This is a genomic window from Umezawaea sp. (genome assembly GCF_036375055.1).
Lineage (GTDB): Bacteria > Actinomycetota > Actinomycetes > Mycobacteriales > Pseudonocardiaceae > Umezawaea.
Genome location: NZ_DASUSQ010000139.1, coordinates 25,226 through 43,097, shown reverse-complemented (window position 1 = coordinate 43,097; position 17,872 = coordinate 25,226). Strand labels below are relative to the sequence as shown.

20 protein-coding genes are annotated in these 17,872 nt (G+C 72.4%); 10 read left to right on the top strand and 10 right to left on the bottom strand.

The window, feature by feature from the left end; genetic code table 11:
- Positions 1 to 97: 97 nt before the first annotated feature.
- Together VFZ92_RS34555 and VFZ92_RS34550 are read left to right on the top strand one after the other, a co-directional pair.
- On the top strand, positions 98 to 1,117 hold the full coding sequence (locus VFZ92_RS34555) for an LLM class flavin-dependent oxidoreductase (protein ID WP_330880823.1): 1,020 nt from the start codon (positions 98 to 100) through the stop codon (positions 1,115 to 1,117).
- 86 nt (positions 1,118 to 1,203) lie between these two features.
- Complete coding sequence (locus VFZ92_RS34550; RefSeq protein ID WP_330880821.1) at positions 1,204 to 1,644, top strand: hypothetical protein; 441 nt, start codon at positions 1,204 to 1,206, stop codon at positions 1,642 to 1,644.
- Here the strand turns inward: VFZ92_RS34550 and VFZ92_RS34545 are convergent.
- Both VFZ92_RS34545 and VFZ92_RS34540 read right to left on the bottom strand, forming a co-directional pair.
- Entirely contained in the window at positions 1,602 to 1,985 is a 384-nt protein-coding gene (locus VFZ92_RS34545) for an STAS domain-containing protein (RefSeq protein WP_330880819.1), read from the bottom strand. The two genes, VFZ92_RS34550 and VFZ92_RS34545, sit on opposite strands and share 43 nt — an antisense overlap.
- Positions 1,986 to 1,997: 12 nt before the next feature.
- Positions 1,998 to 2,402 carry an STAS domain-containing protein gene (locus tag VFZ92_RS34540; protein ID WP_330880817.1) on the bottom strand — a complete coding sequence of 135 codons (405 nt, stop codon included), beginning with the start codon at positions 2,400 to 2,402 and terminating at the stop codon, positions 1,998 to 2,000.
- A gap of 234 nt (positions 2,403 to 2,636) precedes the next feature.
- Here VFZ92_RS34540 and VFZ92_RS34535 point away from each other — a divergent pair, with 234 nt between their 5' ends.
- Together VFZ92_RS34535 and VFZ92_RS34530 are read left to right on the top strand one after the other, a co-directional pair.
- Entirely contained in the window at positions 2,637 to 3,020 is a 384-nt protein-coding gene (locus tag VFZ92_RS34535; protein WP_330880815.1) for a hypothetical protein, read from the top strand.
- A gap of 319 nt (positions 3,021 to 3,339) precedes the next feature.
- The gene (locus tag VFZ92_RS34530; protein ID WP_330880813.1) at positions 3,340 to 4,182 is read left to right on the top strand and encodes a lysozyme; all 843 of its coding nucleotides are present in this window, start codon (positions 3,340 to 3,342) and stop codon (positions 4,180 to 4,182) included.
- Here the strand turns inward: VFZ92_RS34530 and VFZ92_RS34525 are convergent.
- Positions 4,131 to 4,667: a hypothetical protein gene (locus tag VFZ92_RS34525; protein WP_330880811.1), complete on the bottom strand. Its 537-nt coding sequence runs from the start codon at positions 4,665 to 4,667 to the stop codon at positions 4,131 to 4,133. The genes VFZ92_RS34530 and VFZ92_RS34525 overlap by 52 nt on opposite strands.
- Positions 4,668 to 5,140: 473 nt before the next feature.
- A complete protein-coding gene (locus VFZ92_RS34520; RefSeq protein ID WP_330880809.1) occupies positions 5,141 to 5,443 on the bottom strand; it encodes a hypothetical protein in 303 nt (100 codons plus the stop codon).
- Between the two features lie 256 nt (positions 5,444 to 5,699).
- Between VFZ92_RS34520 and VFZ92_RS34515 the strand changes: the two genes are divergently transcribed.
- Positions 5,700 to 6,518 (top strand): DUF3152 domain-containing protein, encoded by an 819-nt coding sequence (locus VFZ92_RS34515; RefSeq protein ID WP_330880807.1) that lies wholly within the window; start codon positions 5,700 to 5,702, stop codon positions 6,516 to 6,518.
- A 353-nt stretch (positions 6,519 to 6,871) separates the two neighbouring features.
- Here VFZ92_RS34515 and VFZ92_RS34510 read toward each other — a convergent pair whose 3' ends face one another.
- From VFZ92_RS34510 to VFZ92_RS34500, 3 genes are all read right to left on the bottom strand, one after another.
- Positions 6,872 to 7,243, bottom strand: coding sequence for a hypothetical protein (locus VFZ92_RS34510; protein ID WP_330880805.1), 372 nt, complete (start codon positions 7,241 to 7,243; stop codon positions 6,872 to 6,874).
- A gap of 190 nt (positions 7,244 to 7,433) precedes the next feature.
- Entirely contained in the window at positions 7,434 to 8,102 is a 669-nt protein-coding gene (locus VFZ92_RS34505) for a hypothetical protein (protein WP_330880803.1), read from the bottom strand.
- On the bottom strand, positions 8,099 to 8,644 hold the full coding sequence (locus tag VFZ92_RS34500) for a hypothetical protein (RefSeq protein ID WP_330880801.1): 546 nt from the start codon (positions 8,642 to 8,644) through the stop codon (positions 8,099 to 8,101). The genes VFZ92_RS34505 and VFZ92_RS34500 overlap by 4 nt, the downstream gene beginning before the upstream one ends.
- Before the next feature lie 274 nt (positions 8,645 to 8,918).
- Here VFZ92_RS34500 and VFZ92_RS34495 point away from each other — a divergent pair, with 274 nt between their 5' ends.
- Entirely contained in the window at positions 8,919 to 10,499 is a 1,581-nt protein-coding gene (locus VFZ92_RS34495; RefSeq protein ID WP_330880799.1) for a putative glycoside hydrolase, read from the top strand.
- Positions 10,500 to 10,507: 8 nt separating this feature from the next.
- Here the strand turns inward: VFZ92_RS34495 and VFZ92_RS34490 are convergent, their stop codons facing one another.
- Together VFZ92_RS34490 and VFZ92_RS34485 are read right to left on the bottom strand one after the other, a co-directional pair.
- Positions 10,508 to 10,936: a pyridoxamine 5'-phosphate oxidase family protein gene (locus tag VFZ92_RS34490; protein WP_330880797.1), complete on the bottom strand. Its 429-nt coding sequence runs from the start codon at positions 10,934 to 10,936 to the stop codon at positions 10,508 to 10,510.
- Positions 10,937 to 10,969: 33 nt separating this feature from the next.
- Complete coding sequence (locus VFZ92_RS34485) at positions 10,970 to 11,806, bottom strand: NAD(P)H-binding protein (RefSeq protein WP_330880795.1); 837 nt, start codon at positions 11,804 to 11,806, stop codon at positions 10,970 to 10,972.
- Positions 11,807 to 11,888: 82 nt separating this feature from the next.
- On the opposite strand from VFZ92_RS34485, the gene VFZ92_RS34480 reads away from it, so the two are divergent.
- From VFZ92_RS34480 to VFZ92_RS34465, 4 genes are all read left to right on the top strand, one after another.
- The gene (locus VFZ92_RS34480) at positions 11,889 to 12,848 is read left to right on the top strand and encodes an AraC family transcriptional regulator (protein WP_330880793.1); all 960 of its coding nucleotides are present in this window, start codon (positions 11,889 to 11,891) and stop codon (positions 12,846 to 12,848) included.
- A gap of 244 nt (positions 12,849 to 13,092) precedes the next feature.
- Complete coding sequence (locus VFZ92_RS34475; protein WP_330880791.1) at positions 13,093 to 13,737, top strand: hypothetical protein; 645 nt, start codon at positions 13,093 to 13,095, stop codon at positions 13,735 to 13,737.
- Between the two features lie 626 nt (positions 13,738 to 14,363).
- A complete protein-coding gene (locus tag VFZ92_RS34470) occupies positions 14,364 to 15,269 on the top strand; it encodes a Ku protein (RefSeq protein ID WP_330880789.1) in 906 nt (301 codons plus the stop codon).
- A gap of 598 nt (positions 15,270 to 15,867) precedes the next feature.
- Positions 15,868 to 16,284: a DUF2867 domain-containing protein gene (locus tag VFZ92_RS34465; RefSeq protein ID WP_330880787.1), complete on the top strand. Its 417-nt coding sequence runs from the start codon at positions 15,868 to 15,870 to the stop codon at positions 16,282 to 16,284.
- Between the two features lie 57 nt (positions 16,285 to 16,341).
- On the opposite strand, the gene VFZ92_RS34460 is transcribed toward VFZ92_RS34465, so the two are convergent.
- Positions 16,342 to 17,838, bottom strand: a complete 1,497-nt coding sequence (locus tag VFZ92_RS34460) for a chitinase (protein ID WP_330880785.1) — start codon at positions 17,836 to 17,838, stop codon at positions 16,342 to 16,344.
- Positions 17,839 to 17,872: the final 34 nt, after the last annotated feature.

Below are 17,872 nucleotides of genomic sequence, written 5' to 3'. Positions count from 1 at the left end.
GCGTTCCCGACCAGTGGACGCGGCGCGGCACGTCACCGACCCCTCGACCGTCCGCCTGCCACAATCACGACGTTCGCCGGACGACGAAGGAGCCCGCGTGCCACGCACCTCGGAACCGCTGCGGAAGCTGGGCTTCCTCACCATCGGCCTGTTCGACGCGGCCGACCCGCGCAGGGGCCACGACTCGACGCTGGAGATCATCGAGCTGGGCGAGCGGCTGGGGTTCGACAGCGCCTGGGTGCGGCACCGCCACCTCCAGCACGGCATCTCCTCCCCCGTCGCCGTGCTCGCGGCGGCCACCCAGCGGACCTCGCGCATCGAACTGGGCACGGCCGTGATCCCGGTCGGCTGGGAGAACCCGCTGCGCCTGGCCGAGGACCTGGCCACGGTCGACGTCCTGTCCGGCGGCAGGCTCAACCCCGGCGTCAGCGTCGGGCCGCCGATGCACTACGAGCGGGTCAAGCGGGCGCTGTACCCGGACACCGCCGACGTCGAGGACTTCGGCTACGAGCGCGTCCGGCGGCTGCTGGACTTCGTGCGCGGCGAGGCCGCCACCGACTTCAGCGGGGTCGAGGGCTTCGAGGTGTTCTCCGACCGCGTGCAGCCGCACTCCGAGGGCCTGGGGCGGCGCATGTGGTACGGCGGCGCCAGCCTGCGCTCGGCCCGGTGGGCCGGGGAGAACGGGATGAACTTCCTCACCAGCAGCGTGGTGAAGGCCGAGGAGTCCGAGGACTTCGCCGAGATCCAGCGGTCGCACGTGCGGGAGTTCCGCTCCCACCACCCCGACGGCGACCGGGCCCGCGTCTCGCAGGGGCTCGTGGTGATCCCGACCGACAGCGCGTCGCCGGAGCAGCGCGCCAGGTACGAGGCCTACGCGGAGAAGCGGCTGCCGCGCACCGCCACCCCGCAGGGGCCCGCCCGCCTGCTGTTCGCGCCCGACCTGGTGGGCCCGGCGCGGGAGATCGCCGACCGCCTGCACGCGCACGCCGGGTTCCAGGAGGTCGACGAGGTCGCGTTCGCCCTGCCGTTCACCTTCGAGCACGAGGACTACGTGCAGATCCTCACCGACATCGCCGCGGAGCTGGGTCCGGCGCTCGGGTGGAAACCAGCTCCCTAGCGCACACTTCCCCCTGGACGGAACGTCTCGCACCGCCCGCGGCGGGTACCCGCCCCGTAGAACCCCTTCACCGCGGGAGGAACGCCATGGACGCGCGACAGCCGACCTTCCGGCACGCAGGCGCTCCGATCCCGTGGGAACTGCGGATAGCCGACCACGACACCGCGGGCGCCGTGCGCCGCTCCCTGCGCGAGCACTGCCGCTCCTCGGCGTTCGACGGCCTCCTCGTCGACGACGTGCTGCTGGTGGCGAGCGAACTGGTCGCCAACACCTACGCGCACAGCGACCGGCCGAGGGTGCTGCGGCTGTCGTCGTCGCTGGGCGACGTGCTCGTGGAGGTCGGCCGCGCGGAGCCCGCGCCCGCCCTGCGGTCCTCGCCGCTCTGCCCGAGCCGGGCGAGCACGCTGCTCGACCGGCTGTGCTCGGGCTGGGGCGTGCTCCCCGACCCGGACGGCGGCGAGTCCGCGTGGGCGCTGCTGCCCGGTCAGGTGGTCGGCGGGGCCAGCGCCTCGGCCGTGGTCGGGTAGAGCAGCAGCACGTGCTGGAGTTCCGTCGCGTGGATCGGCCGCAGGACGCGGCGGTCCGACGCCACGACGTGCAGGGCGAGGTGGTGGCGGCAGGCGAGTTCGTGGCACCGCACCAGCATGTTCAGCCCGGACGAGTCCAGGTAGGACACCGACGTCAGGTCCACCACGACCACGGTCGCGGAGGTGCACGCGGTCGCGGCCTCCAGCGCCGCGGCGACCCGGCGCTCCAGTTCCGGCACGGTGTCCAGGTCGAGCTCCCCGGACGCCGTGACCATCACGGCGCCCGCGAGGAACCCGCACCGGACGGTCAGCGACGTCGGTTCGCCCCAGCTCTCCTCCACGGCGACGGCGATCTACCTCACCCCTGAGGGCACGCGGAGCCCGGCACCGGCGCGGGGTCGCGGGACGAACGCCTCCAGCGCCTCGGGGACGCAGCCGTAGACCGCGACCAGGTCGGCGGCCCCGGTGACGGCCAGGACGCGGAGCACGGCGCGCTTGTCGGCGGCCACCACGAAGCGGACCCCGAGCCGCTCGGCGCGGTGGACCGCGCCGATGAGGGCGTTGGTCCCGCTGGAGCCGAAGAAACCCACCCGGTGCAGGTCGAGCACGAGCGTCGCGGGCCGTTCCCCCAGCAACTCGTACAGCACCCACCGCAGCACCCCCGAGGTGGCCATGTCGACCTCGGCCGCGACCGTGAGCACGGTCGCTCCGCGTCGCCGGGAGATCTGGGCGAACCCTGCCGACACCACGTCGTCCATCGTGGACCTCCACTGCGGAATGCCTGGAACCAACCGGAAACCTGGGCGTCTCCTCGTCGTCGAACAGATCGGTCCGTCGACCGTAGGCGCTGATTACTGACGTTGTCTGCCAGCCACCGTCGGTTTCACCGAATTGAGTGACCTGTTGACCGCCAGTCACCATGCTTCCGCATTCCTCCGGCCGACGTGAATCGCGTTATCGCGACGACCGGCGAATCCTCCTACGCTGGTCGCATGAGCAGTGAAACCACGTGGTTGAAGTCCGAATTCGGTTATCCGGTCGCGGTTCTCGGCACGGCTCTGGACGCCGCCGCGGCACCCCTGCGGCACCTGGACGACCCGGCCGCTCCGCGACCGGTCCCCGGCGAGCTGGTGAACCGCGTCCTGCGGGTCTTCGTGAGCACCACGAAGCCGGTGCAGGCCCAGCTCGCCGCGCTCGCCCGCACCGATCCCGGCGGCGTGGTGGCCGACGCGCTGCTGCACGTCCGCCGCGCCTTCGGCCACTTCTGCGCCGACAACGGCCTGCTGGAGGGGCGTGCCGAACTGCTGGCGGCCCGAGCCTCCCTGGAGGTGCCCGCGCCGCCGCCGGACCCGGTGCCCGAACACCCGCGACCGTGATCCCGGAAAGGCGACGCCCACCCACCCGGCGAGGCCCGTCGAACGCGAATTCGTTTTCACCGCCGCCCTCCGACGGGAATTCACCTCATGAGCGGAAAAGGGTTCGACGAGGTTTGGCCAGGCACACTCGATCGGGCAAGACCCCCACGGCGGAAAGCGAGCGCGGTCACTGCGCGTGCAGAAATTTCGTGTTTCGCTCCACGCACGGGTTGACCGGGCGGACAGGCGTTTTTCCCGCGGCGGATCGGGGGTAGCCGCTGCGCGGAAGCAGTCGCCGCACCGCCCGGCCGACCGGGCGGGCACGAGGACGGGGGAAGCCATGTCGACACCACGCGGGTGGAAGGGGTGGGCGACGCGGACCACCGTCGTGACGGTGGTGATCGGGGTCCTGGTCCCGGTCCACGTCCGCGCGACCGCCGAGGCGCGGTTGCCGGAGGGATCGGCGGACCACTACGCGGGCTCGCAGATCGCCAAGCACGAGGGGACCGACCGCTCCTCGACGGCCGTTCCACGGGTGTCCACCGACGGCGCGGTCCAGGGCATCGACGTGAGCAGCCACCAGGGTGAGGTCGACTGGGCCGCGCACTGGGACGAGGGCAACCGGTTCGCCTACGTCAAGGCGTCGGAGGGCACGGGCTACCTCAACCCGTGGTTCGACTCGCAGTACACCGGCGCCTACGCCGTCGGCATGATCCGCGGCGCGTACCACTTCGCGCTGCCGGACCGGTCGGACGGCGCGACCCAGGCGCACTACTTCATCGACAACGGCGGCGGCTGGTCGGCCGACGGCCAGACCCTGCCGGGTGTGCTGGACATCGAGTACAACCCGTACGGCGACACCTGCTACGGCATGGCGGGCAGCGCCATGGTCGACTGGATCCTGAGCTTCAGCGACACCTACGCGGCGCGCACCGGTCGGTGGCCCGTGATCTACACCTCGACGCACTGGTGGGCCCAGTGCACCGGCAACCTGGGCGACTTCAGCTCCACCAACCCGCTCTGGGTCGCCAGGTACTCGGACTCGGTGGGCGAACTGCCGTACGCGTGGGAGTTCTACACGATCTGGCAGTACACCTCGACGCCGCTGGACCAGAACGTCTTCAACGGTTCCTACGACCGGCTGGTGGCGCTGAGCACCGGGGTTCCGAAGGTCCGCGGGTGATCTCCGCGCTCGTCAGCCGTGCGCGGAGGGCGTCGAGCGCGTTCGCGGCACGAGCGAGCCCGAGGTGGTCGACGTAGTCGCGCGACTCGACGACGAACCCCCTCTCGGACCCGCAGGGCGATGACGCCCGGCACGGCCCGGTCCCCGTCGCCGCGGTGGGTGAACTCGCCGACGACCACCTCGGGGTCGGCGGTGCGGTGGACGCGCACGTCCTCGACGCGGAAGCCCGCCAGGCCCGCCGACGCCGCCGCGGCGAAGTGCCGCCGGAGCGCGTCGCGGGTGAGCAGCGGGGTGTCGCCGAGCGGGGCCATCGGGTGCCGCACGTCGGTGCCCTCGGCGTGGAACCCGGCCAGCACGTCGACCTGGTCGCGATCACCGTGGAGGTCCTCGGCGAGTCCGGCGGCGCGGGCTCGACCGAGGCGGTCGCGCGCCGGGCGGGTGTCGGGATCGGCACCGTCTCCGGCACTTCCCCACCTAGCGGGCACTGGTCGAGGCCGCGGTCGTCCGGCACCCCGCGCTGCTCGCCGGGACGGCGCGGGCGCGGGGCGAGGGCGGCGGGGCCGGGGCGGTGTTCCGGGAGACGTTCTCGGGCGCTCCGGCGAAGCTCGCGCTCGTCGCGCTGCTGGAGGACCCCGCGGGCCCGACGGGGCTCACCGACCGCGTGGAGGCCTCGGCCACCGCGGTGCGCGACGCCGTCGAGGGGTGTCCCGCGCCCAGCGGGACGGTGAGGTGCGCGCGGACGCGACGGTGGACGAGGTCTACCTGCCGATCAGGGCGCCGGTCGACGCCAGGGGCGACCGGACCGCCGTGGGCAGGGCGGCCGACATCGTGCTGGACGGCCCGTCCCCCCGGCGTTCCGAACAGGACCCACCGCCGCGGGAAGGGCGAAGCCGAACGGCTCGCCGCCGGTTCCCGGCGCGCCGGGAACCGGCGGAACCGGTTCTCGCGAGAACGCGCGTCACACCAGGTGCTCACCGTTCAGCTCGGACCGGCAGCCGTCGATGAACACGGGCGGTAGGGCCACCCGGACGACCGGTGCCAGTTCGCCGTCCTCGTCCCTGGTGATCCCGGTGACGTCCGTGATGAGCACGACGGGCAGCAGGTGGAAGTTGACGACGAAGGTGAACCCGTCGCCGACGGTGAACACGACCGGCTCCCCGCGGTGGCTCCACACCCGCACCGCGTCCGTCATGTCCGGAACGGTGACGTCCTCGCACTCCACGAGGAACGGAAGTTCGTAGACCCTGAGGTACGCCACCATGTCCGGACCGTACGACGCCGGGGAGCGGGCGGCACCCCCAATCCGCCACGCTCGCCCGGAAAGGTGCTCCCGAGGCCCCAAACCACCGTTTCGGGTCTCGGTCCAGGCCTGAACGTCGTAGAATCCACCGAATTCACGATCGGGTAATACCGTTACAGGTGAATGATCGTTGCGAACCGCACATCCTCCTCCCGCTTTCAGCAGAATGGACACACCGGACCGATGACCGGTGACGTCCTTTTCGGGGAGATGACTCGTGGTGCTCGGCAAACCGCACGTCCGGAACATCGTGTGCACGACCGCGGCCTGCGCGCTGTCGTTGGCCGCGATCACCACCATGCGGCTGGCGGGGGCCTCCGGCGACGCGGAACCGCGGTCGTTGCCCACCAACGAACTGATCACCGTTCGCACCCAGCCCTCGAAGGCCCCGGCGGCGTCGGCGACACCGGACGCGGTGCGGGTCCGCCCGTCCGGCGCGGACCTGCCCGACGGCCCTCCCGTGCCCACGCTCGGGTACGGGACCTGGCACGTGGTCCCCGGCGGCGGCGCGACCGGGAACGCGGCGGCGCACACCTTCACCGTGGAGGTCGAGGACGGGGTGCGCACGGCCGAGGGCGACGCGGCGTTCGGCACGGTGGTGCAGCAGGTGCTGGACGACCCGCGCGGGTGGACCGCGGGCGGTGCCACGGCGTTCCGCCGGATCGACGCGGGCGAACCCGACCTGCGGGTCAGGCTCACCGCCCAGCGGACGGCGCGCGAGCTGTGCGGGTTCGAGCTGCCGTTCGACACCTCGTGCCGGATCGGCGGGGTGGTCCACCTCAGCGCGGCTCGCTGGACGCGCGGCGCGACGGCGTTCGACGACCTCGCGGACTACCGCCGGTACATGGTCAACCACGAGGTCGGCCACTTCCTCGGCCACCCGCACGAGCCGTGCGACGCCCACGGCAGCCCCGCGCCGGTGATGATGCAGCAGACGTTCAGCACCGCCAACGACGAGCTCACGCGCATCACCGGGGGGAACGCGGAGCAGGCCGACGGGAAGGTGTGCACCGCCAACCCCTGGCCCCACCCGTGATGCCTGGAGGGGAATCCACCGGGAGCGTCGCGCTCCGATTCCGAAAGGTCCCGGACAGGCGCGACGGCTGCTCCCGTTGAGATCGTTTTCCTCTCACAGAGGACGATCCACAGGAGAAGCCGTCGCGTGATCTGCGGCCAGCTCACCCACCCGTCGACCTGGTCACGAAGGTCCTGCCCCGCGATCCCCGACGCGCCGGGGACCCTGGCCGGGCAGCATCACCGGCCTCGGGGCGGTCCGCGCACGGGGCCTGGTCGAACTCCCGGCCCCGGCTCGCACGATCGTGCGGCAGGATCGGTTCCGACACTGCTGGTAGACGAATCCGCGCACAACGCTCCGGGGAATCGTCGAGTTCAGTCGTCGAGGTTTCCCGACATCGCGCAGAAATCGGGAGAGGAACTGACCGTCTCGTGGTAGCCGGGGGCCGCGACCGGCACCGCCGCGCCGTTCAGGACGTTCTTGATCGACACCTGCACCCCGAGGGCGTTGATCTCGTTGTCGCAGATCGCGCCGACGACGTTGACGTTCTCGGCCACACTCGTGCCGTTCACGTTGACCAGGCCCACCTGCCGGCGTTGGCCCTGGTCAACGCTCCCGTCCTGGCCGACGGTGCCGTCGGCGCGACACGCGTCACCGCAGTCGCCCTCCGAGGCGGAGGCCATTCCGCCCAGCATGACCACACCAGCGGCCGTGGCGACGACAACGGTCCCGATCTTCTTGAGCAACGGAGGATCCTCACGATAGTATTCCACGCGACGTGGACGGAACAACGCGACGACAACAGCGGTTCCGAACACCACGCCTTTCGACGGTCGCGACGGAAATTACCGTTCCCCGCGATCGGCGACCAAATCGATTACACGATCGTGTAACGCTCCGCGGAAATTGTTCGACCTTGCCGAAGCGCACCGCCGGTCACTGGGCGCCCTCCGCGTCCAGTTCGACCTCGGTCCGCAGACCGCCGACCTCCTCCGGCCTCCTGCTCCGCGGTATGCCGACGGTCCCCCGGAACGACGGCAGCACGTCGAGCAGGCCGGAGAACTCCCGCGTCCACTCCTCCAGCACCCGCTGCCGTTCGGCGAACCGGGCCAGCAGTCGTGCGCACCCGCTCGCGGCGGCCCGCAGGACGTCGCCCGCCGCGTCGGTCGAGGACGCCAGCCGCTGCCTGCCGTCCCGTTCCTCGTCCTCCAGCGCCCCCGCCCTCGACGCGACGGCCCGCTGCTCCCGCGCGACGAGCAGGCGGGCCTCCCGACGGGCGTCCTCGACCACGGCGAGCGCGTCCTGCCGCGCCCGCCCGACCACGTCGCGGGTGTGCGCGTCCTCCGCCGAGCGGACCTCCTCCCCCGCGTGCAGCCGGTCGAACTCGGCGAGCGCCGCTCGCGCCTCCGCCAGCTGGCCGTCCAGGACGCACGCCAGGTCGGCGTAGGCCTCGGCCTCCTCGACCGCGGCCTCCCTCCGCGCCGCGGCGTCGGCGAGAGCCTCGTCGACGGCGAGCCGGTCGTAGCCCCGGAACCGGAGGGGCAGCGTGGGCTGCGACGCCGCGAACACCTCCCGCAGCGCCACGGGCCACTCGGCGCGGCTCACGAGCCCGCCCCGGCCGTGGAGGCCGCGCGCAGGTGGGCGAGCGCGCCCGCCAGGTCGGCCACGTCGCGCACCGTCGCGTCGACGAGCCGCGCGGCCTGCCGCGCCGCGTCCTCCAACCGGCGCACGCCCTCCCGGTGGGCCTCGGCCAGTTCGGCCCGGCGCGCGGCGAGCGTCCGCTCACCGCGTTCGGCGGTGGCGCGTGCTCTGGCTCGCCCGTCCTCCTCGATGGACCGCGCTTCGCGCGTCGCCACGTACACCAGGTGGCGCACGTAGCACGCCAGGGGTTCGCGCGTCGGGTTCTCGGCGTGCAGCCACTCGTACTCGTGCAGCGTCGCGTGGACGCGCCCCAGCTCGGCCGCCGCGGCCCTGATCCGCAGCACCGCCTCCTCGTGCTTCGCCCGAGCGGCAAGGGTTTCGGCCTCGATCGCGGCGAGTTCACCGTGGACCGAACGGGGGTCGTACCCGCGGAGGCGGACGGGGAAGCGGGGTGGTGGAGGTGCCGTCGACTCCTCCAGAAGACCGCGCTGGGCGTTGGTGCGCATGGGCTTCCTCCCTGACGACGAGCTTCCGGCCCGGTGGTCCGCCAGCCGGGTCGAGCGTCGCCGAGGAATAGCCTGCGTTCGACGGTCGCAATCCTGCCCGAGCACCGTGCCACCCGTTCGTGTGGCCGCGTTGCGGTTGACTTTCACGGGCTGTCAACGTTTCCGCCGTTTCCGTTCGGCGACGTCACCCACTGCGGTCGACCGCGCGCGGTCGGGTTTCCGCCACGTCGAGCACGGGGTAGTCCGGTTTTCCCGGAGCACCACGGAGACCGCGATGAGCGTTTCACCGTCCGTCAGCACACGAGGTGTGGTCATCGTCGCGGTGGCCATGGCGGTCACGGCCGTGGCCGCCACCAGCACCAGCGTCGTCCACAGCAGAGGAACGGCCCTGGTGGTCCAGGGGATCGAGGACGGCGCGGTCGTGCGCTCCCCCGACGTGGGCAGGCTCGCCATCAGCTCGGAGGACGCCGACGCGCTCGACTCGGTGGAGGTGACGATCGACGGCGCGGCCGTGCCGACCCGCCGCGACGGCGACCGGCTGACCCCGGAGGCGGTGGACCTGGGCGAGGGGGAGCACCGGCTGGTCGTGCACGTGGCCAACGCCCTGCCGTTCCTGCCGGGCACGAGCACCGAGCGGGTGTTCACCGTCGACGACACGGCCCCGACGGTGTCTGCCGACGCTGTCGACGCGGTGTCGCTGCGCGGGCCGGTCACCGTCGCGGGAACCGCGGAGGGGGCCGAGTCGGTGCTGGTCGACGAGCAGCGCGTGCCCGTCGAGGCCGACGGGTCCTTCAGCGCCTCCCTCACCGCCGTGCCCGAGCAGGTCCGCATCGAGGCCGTGGACAGGGCGGGCAACGCCGGGCACCACGACCTGCGGGTCACCGCCCGGCACCCCGGTATGAGGGCCGTGCACATGAGCGCGAGCGCGTGGGCGTCGCAGGCGCTGCGCGACCCCGTCCTGGAACTGGTGCGGGAGAAGAGGATCGACACCGTGCAGCTCGACGTCAAGGACGAGAGCGGCGAGATCGGCTACGACTCGCAGGTGCCGCTGGCGAAGCGGATCGGGGCGGGCACGAGCACCTACGACGCGGGGGCCGTGATCGCCCAGCTGCACGACATGGGCGTGCGGGTCGTCGGCAGGCTGGTGGCGTTCCGCGACCCCGTCCTGGCCAGGGCGGCGTGGGAGAGCGGCGCCAAGGACCAGGTCGTGCAGGACGAGAACGGCACGCCGTGGTCCGGGGGCTACGGCGGCTACGCGTTCACCAACTTCGCGCACCCCGAGGTGCGGGCCTACAACATCGACCTCGCCGTCGAGGCGGCCTCGCTCGGGTTCGACGACGTCCTCTACGACTACGTCCGCCGCCCCGACGGCCCGCTCGCCCGGATGCGGTTCCCCGGCCTGACCACGACGCCCGAACTGTCCATCGCGGACTTCCTCGGCGAGTCCCGCGCGGCGGTGCGGCCGAAGGGGGCGTTCGTCGGCGCGTCGGTGTTCGGGATCGCCGCGCGCAGCGGGTCCGACGTCGCCCAGGACATCCCCGCTCTGGCCGCGCGGGTCGACTACGTCGCGCCCATGGTCTACCCGTCGCACTGGGGTGCGGGCGAGTACGGCGTCGCCGACCCCGACGGGCAGCCCCACGACATCGTCCGGAACTCGGTCGCCGACTTCGTGGCGGTGACCCGTGGCTCCGGGACGGTGGTCGTACCCTGGCTCCAGGCGTTCTCCCTCGGCAAGCAGTACGGGCCGGCGGAGGTGCGCGCGCAGGTCGAGGGTGCGGCGGAGGCGGGCGCGACCTCGTTCCTGCTGTGGAACGCGGCCTGCGCCTACGACCCCGAGGGGCTGCCGCCGGGCTGACCGGGGCTTCAGGCCGTGTAGCGGTTCACCGAGTCCGGGTGGATGACGAGGCGGACCTGGTCCAGGGCCAGCAGTCCGGCCAGGTCGTCGGCGCGGTGGGGTTCGTCGAGGTCCCAGTAGCGGGCGGCCAGGCGCGAGCACAGCTCGTGCGCCCCACCCGGTTCCACGGTGGTGCGGCCCGCGACCGACACCCAGCGCTCGCGTTCACCCACCGGGGCGGCGACGACGATCGAGGCGCGGGGGTCGCGGCGCAGGCGGCGCACCTTGAGCGAGTCCGGGTCGGTGAACAGCTGGATGGTGCCCTCGGCGGTGGCCTCGAACCACACCGGCCGGGGTTGCGGCGGGAGCGGTCCCGCGGCCACGGTCAGGAACCCGTGCAGGGGGCGGCGGAGGAAGTCCAGGTCCTCGGCCGTCAGTGAACCGGTGTCGGTGCTCATCGCAGTCCTTCCTTCGGGTCGTGCCGGGGGTGGTCAGCGCCGCCAGGCTCCCGCCGCGGCGGCCCGCACGACGTAGTCCTCGAACGTGCGGGGCGCCCGGCCCAGCACGGTGGCGAGGTCGTCCGTGGTCGCGGCGATCAGCCCGCGTTCCATCAGCACGAACATCTCGGCGACGTGGTGCGCGTCCTCCTGCCCGACCCCCTGCGCGACCAGGGCCGCGGTGTACTCGTCCGGGGAGATCCGCCGGTAGGCGATGGGCAGCCCGGACGCGCGGGAGATCATCTCGACGGCCTCGCCGAACGTGATCCCGCGCGGTCCGGTCAGCTCGTAGACCGCCCCGGCGTGCCGACCGGGTTCGCCGATCACCGCGGCGGCGGCGTCGGCGACGTCCTCGACGTCGATGAACGGCTCGGGGACCGACCCGGACGGCAGCGCCAGCTCCCCGGCGACCAGCGGGGCGTGGAAGACGTCCTCGTCGAAGTTCTGGGCGAAGTTCGACGACCGCAGGACGGTCCACTCCAGCGCCGAGGCGCGCACGGCGTCCTCGGCCGACCGCATGTCCAGCCCGAACGGCGAGTCGCCCCAGGTGTCGGCGCCGCGCCCGGACAGCAGGACCAGCCGCCGCACCCCGGCGGCCTCGGCGCGCGCCACGAACTCGTGCACCGGACCCGGCACGCGCGGGGGCACCACGTAGGCGACGGCGGCACCGCGCAGGGCGTCGTCCCAGCCGCCGGGGTCGGACCAGTCGAACGGGGTCCGGCTCGACCGGGAGGCGGCGCGCACCGGCGTGCCGCGCAGTCGCAGCCGGGCGGCGAGACGGCGACCGGTCTTGCCCGTCGCGCCGAGAACCAGGGTGGTGTCGTTGCTCATGGGGTCGAGTCAACCCGTCCGGTTCGGACGAGCCCATGGGTGAGAAGCCGGATTGCCTGTCCATTCGTCTAAGGTCGGTGGGGTGGACGCCTTCAGTGACCTGATCCGCGGGGTGCGGGCCCACGGCTCGCTGTTCGGCAGCACCACCCTGGCCCCGCCCTGGGCGCTGCACTTCGTGGACGGTGCGCCGCTGACCCTCTGCACCGTCCTGACCGGGTCGGGCTGGATCGTGCCGGAGCACGGCCTGCCCGAGCCGCTGCGCGCCCGCGAGACGATCGTCGTGCGCGGCCCCTCGACGTTCCGCTTCGTCGACGAGGTCGGCACCCTGGCCGACCCGATCGAGTGCGGCGAGCACTGCGCGACGCCCGAGCAGGGCGGGACCCGGCACCGGCTCGGCTGGGCCGACGACTGCGGGGACGCCGGTGTCGTGCGCGGTGCGACGACCCTGATCGTCGGCGCCTACCCGGTGCGCGGCGAGATCAGCCGCCGACTGCTGGACGCGCTGCCCGTCGTGCTGCGCGTGGACGCCGGGGGCGCGGCCGACGCCGTGCTGGACCACCTCGCCGCCGAGGTCGCGGTCGACACGCCGGGCCAGCAGGTGGTGCTCGACCGGCTGCTGGACTGGATGCTGGTCTGCATCCTGCGCGACTGGTTCGACCGGCCCGGCGGCGCGCCACCGGCCTGGTGGGCCGCCCAGCGTGACCCGGTGGTCGGCCAGGCGCTGCGCCTGCTGCACGCCGAGCCGGCGGCCCCGTGGACGGTCGCGTCGCTGGCCGACCGCACCGGGGTGTCCCGCTCGACGCTGGCCAAGCGGTTCGCCGACCTGGTCGGCGAACCGCCGCTGACCTACCTCACCCGCTGGCGCATGACGCTGGCGGCGGACCTGCTGGTCGAACGGCAGGCCGCGACCGTCGCGGACGTCGCCCGCACCGTGGGCTACTCCGACCCGTTCGGGTTCAGCGCGGCGTTCAAGCGGGTCAGGGGCACCAATCCGAGCGAGTTCCGGCGAACCGCGTCGGCCGGGGCCGGACGACCCGCCTGACCTGGAATCCCCCGGCTGCGGAAGCCCCGGTGCGGCGATCACCGAAAAAATCTTGAAGAAATTTTCCGCGCCCCGCCCCGAGACAAAACCGCAGCTCAGAAGCCCAGATCGGGACCTTCGGCCCGCGTGTCGAGCTTGACACGGCCCACAGGGCCGCTCATCGCGCCCGTTTTTGTCGGTGCTCACCGGCACCATCTCGAACAGGTGTTCGTTTTTGGTGTTGGCGAGCCGAGAGGAGCGTGCGATGCGGGTGAGGCTAGACCCCAGGCAGTGGCCCGGCCGTGTCATCCCCGAGACCGATTCCGAGATCGACACGGCTGTCGAAGCCGTGTGCCTGCGCGCGAGTTGGGTGGACGCGGACCGCCAGGCCGTCCGCGCGGTGCTGGTGCCGTGGTTCGCCGAGGAGTGGTCGGTCGACGCGGTGCTCGCGGCCGTCGACCACCGGCCGGACGGGTCGTGGCAGGGCAGGCCGCGCGGCCGTGACCAGGAGGCGCACGAGTTCCTGAGGGCCCGGCTGCGGGCGTGGTCCGGCAGCGGCGGTCAGCGGGCGAAGCCACCGGTGCCGGGCGTGCCGTTCGGCCGGTGGTGGCGGGTGCACCGGCGCAACGCGAAGCTGTACGAGCCGCGTGAGAGGGTCCCGCTGGGGCAGGCGGGCCAGGAGGCGCGCGAGGAGTCGCGGGCGCGGGCGCGGGCCCACCTGCAAGACCCGGTGGAGCGGGCGCGGGCGAAGGCCGAGCGCTGGCGCGAGGCGCTGGACTCGCTGCTCGTGCCGGGCAAGGCGGTGCCGACGTTCGAGGACTCGCGGCGACTGCTGGTCGACCGGGTCGTGCCGCGCACGGTGTGCGCGCACTGCGGGTCGGGGCAGGTGATGATCCGCCGCGCGGCATGAGGCGGTCGAAGGGGATGAGCAGCCGCACTTCGGCCGGTGATCAGCGGGCGTGACGTCCGCGGTGGGCCCTGTTCCGCACGAGGCCTGATGGCCGCTACCTCGGTGGACCCTGTTCCGCACGGGGCTGGATTGCCGCTACCTCGGTGGGTTCGTTCCGCAATCGCGGCGGATCCGTTGCGCGCCGCGGCCGGATGGACGCCACCCCGGCGGGTCTGTTCCGCCGTCGTCGGGTGGAACGCCACCTCGGCGGGTGTCTTCAGCGTGCCCGGAAACGGCTGCACCGCCGGGCTCCGACTGGGACCGCGCGGTGATCCGTGCTGCCCCGCGTTTCGTGCTGCCCTGCGTTTCGTTCTGGCCCCGCGTTTCGTGCTGGCCCGCACGGGATGCGCCGACCTGAGGTGCGGGGCGGTGGGAGAGTCTTCCACCCCGTCGGAGGGGCGGCACGTCGGGGTCATTGTGCACGCGTCCGCGTGCGGTGCCGGTCCGCCGCGCCGACGCGGTGGCGGAGGGGTCCCCGATTCGGCCGTCCGTGCGCCGCGCAACCCGGACCCTGGCCGCCCACGGGGTTGAGGTGTTGTCGTCGGTGGTACCCGACCTGCGGTTCCCGGTGACTGGAGGGTGCGGCGATGGCTCGGGCGATCTGGAGTGGAGCGATCAGCTTCGGGCTGGTCACGATCCCGGTGGCGCTCTACGGCGCGACCCGCGACCACACCGTGCACTTCAACCAGTTCGAGCGCGGCACGTCCGACCGCATCCGCAACCAGCGGATCAACGAGCGGACGGGCGAGGAGGTCGACTACGCCGACGTCGTGAAGGGCCACGACGTCGGCGGGGGTGAGTACGTCGTGGTCGAGCAGGAGGAGCTGGACGACATCGCGCCCGGCCGGTCCCGCACGATCGACATCGACGCGTTCGTGGACCTCGACGACATCGACCCCGTCTACTTCCAGAAGAGCTACTGGCTGGGGCCCGCGAAGTCCGAGTACGTCCGCCCGTACCGCCTGCTGGTGCGGGCGCTGGCGAAGACCGGGAAGGCGGGCATCGCCACGTTCGTCATGCGCGGCAAGCAGTACCTGACCGCGATCCGCGCGGACGGCGACCTGCTGGCGCTGGAGACCCTGTACTTCGCCGACGAGATCCGCGACCCCGCGGACGTGCTGGACGAACTCCCGACGGGCGACCGCGCCAAGCCCAAGGAGGTCGCCATGGCGACGGCCCTCATCGAGTCCATGAGCGGCCCGTGGCGGCCGGAGGAGTACCGCGACACCTACACCGCCAAGGTGGAGAAGCTGCTGCGCGCCAAGCGGGCGGGCAAGAAGACCGCGTCCGCCGCGGAACCGCCGGAGGCGACCGAGGTGGTCGACCTCATGGAGGCGCTGCGCCGCAGCGTGGAGGGCACCCGCGCGAAGCAGCCCTCCCTGTCCGACCTCAGCAAGGCCGAACTGGTCGAGCGCGCCAAGGCGCTGGGCATCAGCGGTCGCTCCAAGATGAAGCGCGCCGAGCTGGAGAAGGCCGTGCGCCGGGCGTCCTGAGTCGACACCACACCCCCGCACCACGGGGGTGCCGGGGTTCCCTCGACCGGTGCGGACCGCCGTCCGACGCCGAGAACGCTCCGCGCAGGAGGGGTCCGGTCGACGACGGTGCCGTGACCGACCGGGCCACGCCGCCAGCGCCGACCGCCACCGCACCGTCACGCCGAGGCACCCACGCCGCCACCCACCACCACCCCGCCACACCGAGGCACTCACGCCGACATCCACCACCGCACCGTCACGTCGAAGCACCCACGCCGACATCCACCACCGCACCGCCACACCGAAGCAGCCACACGAACACCCACCACCGCGCACCGTCACGCCAAAGCACTCACGCCGGCATCCACCACCACCCCGCGACGCCAAAGCACTCACACGAACACCCACCACCGCACCGCACACCGAAGCACTCACGCCGACATCCACCACCACCCCGCGACGCCGAAGCACCCACGCCGACATCCACCACCGCACCGACGAACGTCCGCGCGAGCCCCGCCCGCTGATCGTGCGCGGCACCTCCCCGGCACCGGCCGCGACCACGGCGGCTACCGTCCGGGTCTGCCCCGCAGGTGAGCGAAATGGAGCCGTGCCCGTGCCGACCCCCGCGAGTTCCGCTCTCCCCCGCGTCGACTACGCCGACGCCCACTCCGCGGACCTCCCCGAAGGCTCCTCCGCGGACCCGCGCGCGTGGGTGGACAGGCTGTTCGCCGCACCGCCGCCCGCGTTCCGGCTGCTGGTGGGCGCGCTGGGGTTCGGGGAGCGCGGGGTGCCGTTCCCGGAGCTGGCCCGCACCGACACCGAGGTGGTGCTGGGGGTGGACGGTCTGCACCTGGACTTCCGGGTCGGTGTGCACGTCTCCCCGGACGGTCGACGGCTCACGGTCGGGACGGCCGTCGGGTTCCACAACCCGTTCGGCAGGCTCTTCTTCCTGCCGGTCCGGCTGGTGCACGGGGCCGCGGTCCGGTCCCTGCTGCGCGGCGCGACCGGACATCGGCCGGAGAACGGCTGAGCCGCTCCCCGGCCGACGGTGCCCATGCCGGGAGGGGGGACCACCCGGCAGTGGCGGTCATCGGGGCAGGTACGCCCTGTTGGCCTTGGAGAACTCGAACCCGTTGAACCTGTCCCAGTTGATCGACCACGTCATCAGGCCGCGCAGGTTCGGGTACACGGCCCTGGGCTGGTAGGCCCCGCAGTTCGTGCCCTTCGTCAGGCAGTCCAGCGCCTTGTGCGTCTCGGCGACCGTCGTGAAGCCGCCGCCCGCGTTGACGCTCGCGGGCAGGCCGAAGGCGACCTGGTCCTGGCGGAGGCCGGGGAACACCCTGGTGGTGTCGCCGCGGACGGGGAAGCCCGCGAGGACCATGTCGGTCATCGCGACGTGGAAGTCGGCCGCCCCCATGAAGTGGTACTGGTTGTCCAGGCCCATGACCGGGCCGGAGTTGTAGTCCTGCACGTGCAGCAGGGTCAGCGAGTCGCGCAGGGCGTGGATGACGGGCAGGTACGCGCCGGTGCGGCTGTCCGCGCCGCCCTGGCCGCCGTAGAACTGGTAGCCGACCTGGACGAAGAACGTCTCGGGCGCCATGGTGAGCACGAACTTGGCGCCGTAGCGGGCCTTCAGCGTCTTGAGCGCGGAGATCAGGTTGACGATGACCGGCGTGGTCGGGTTGCGGAAGTCGGTGTCACCGGCGTTCAACGAGAGCGAGTGGCCCTCGAAGTCGACGTCGAGGCCGTCGAGGCCGTACTTGTCGATGATGGCCGAGGCGGAGCTGACGAACGCGTCGCGCGCGGCCGTCGTGGACAGCTGCACCTGGCCGTTGGCGCCGCCGATGGAGATCAGCACCTTCTTGCCCGCGGCCTGCTTGGCGCGGATGCCCGCGATGAACTCGGCCTCGGACTCGACGTTCGGGCACTCGGCGACGGGGCACTGGCTGAACCGCAGCTGGCCGGACGTGGCCGAGGTGGGTTCGGCGAAGGACAGGTTGATGATGTCCCAGTCGTCGGAGACGTCCTTCATCCTGATGTACCCGGAGCCGTTGGCGAAGCTGGCGTGCAGGTAGCCGACGAGCACCTTCTTCGGCAGGCCGGTCACCGGCGGCTGCGGGGTGGTGGTGGTCGTGGTGGTCGTGGTCGTGGTGGTCGTCGTGGTGCTGGTGGTGGTCGGCGGGGTCGTGCCGCCGGTGCACGCAGCGCCGTTGATCTTGCAGTTGGCGGGGCTCGCGGTGCCCGCGACGTTGAAGCCGAAGGTCACCGCGGCGCCGGGGGCCACGGTGCCGTTGTAGTCGCGGTTGGTGAACGTGTAGTGGCCGGAACCGTTGGTCTGCAACGAGTCCCAGTACGCGCCCACGGTGGTGCCCGCGGGCAGGTCGAACTCGACCTTCCAGCTCGACACCGTCGTGCTGGTGTCGTTCTCGACGACGAACTGGGCGGTGTAGCCCGTCTCCCAGCTCGACGTCTTGGTGAAGGTGGCCGTGACACCCGCGGCGTACGCGGGCGCGAGGCTCACCAGCACCGCGCCGAGCATCAACGTCACCACCGCCGCCACCCTGGCGGCCAGCACTCGTGACATTCGTCCTCCTAGTGGTGGCGGCCTCCAGGTGGTC

What these genes read in the sequence shown, in the direction of transcription:
- VFZ92_RS34550 (WP_330880821.1), top strand. Translation starts at nt 1,204, where the DNA reads ATGGACGCGCGACAGCCGACCTTCCGGCACGCAGGCGCTCCGATCCCG.
- VFZ92_RS34540 (WP_330880817.1), bottom strand. Translation starts at nt 2,402, where the DNA reads ATGGACGACGTGGTGTCGGCAGGGTTCGCCCAGATCTCCCGGCGACGC.
- VFZ92_RS34535 (WP_330880815.1), top strand. Translation starts at nt 2,637, where the DNA reads ATGAGCAGTGAAACCACGTGGTTGAAGTCCGAATTCGGTTATCCGGTC.
- VFZ92_RS34530 (WP_330880813.1), top strand. Translation starts at nt 3,340, where the DNA reads ATGTCGACACCACGCGGGTGGAAGGGGTGGGCGACGCGGACCACCGTC.
- VFZ92_RS34520 (WP_330880809.1), bottom strand. Translation starts at nt 5,443, where the DNA reads ATGGTGGCGTACCTCAGGGTCTACGAACTTCCGTTCCTCGTGGAGTGC.
- VFZ92_RS34500 (WP_330880801.1), bottom strand. Translation starts at nt 8,644, where the DNA reads ATGCGCACCAACGCCCAGCGCGGTCTTCTGGAGGAGTCGACGGCACCT.
- VFZ92_RS34495 (WP_330880799.1), top strand. Translation starts at nt 8,919, where the DNA reads ATGAGCGTTTCACCGTCCGTCAGCACACGAGGTGTGGTCATCGTCGCG.
- VFZ92_RS34490 (WP_330880797.1), bottom strand. Translation starts at nt 10,936, where the DNA reads ATGAGCACCGACACCGGTTCACTGACGGCCGAGGACCTGGACTTCCTC.
- VFZ92_RS34485 (WP_330880795.1), bottom strand. Translation starts at nt 11,806, where the DNA reads ATGAGCAACGACACCACCCTGGTTCTCGGCGCGACGGGCAAGACCGGT.
- VFZ92_RS34475 (WP_330880791.1), top strand. Translation starts at nt 13,093, where the DNA reads ATGCGGGTGAGGCTAGACCCCAGGCAGTGGCCCGGCCGTGTCATCCCC.
- VFZ92_RS34470 (WP_330880789.1), top strand. Translation starts at nt 14,364, where the DNA reads ATGGCTCGGGCGATCTGGAGTGGAGCGATCAGCTTCGGGCTGGTCACG.
- VFZ92_RS34460 (WP_330880785.1), bottom strand. Translation starts at nt 17,838, where the DNA reads ATGTCACGAGTGCTGGCCGCCAGGGTGGCGGCGGTGGTGACGTTGATG.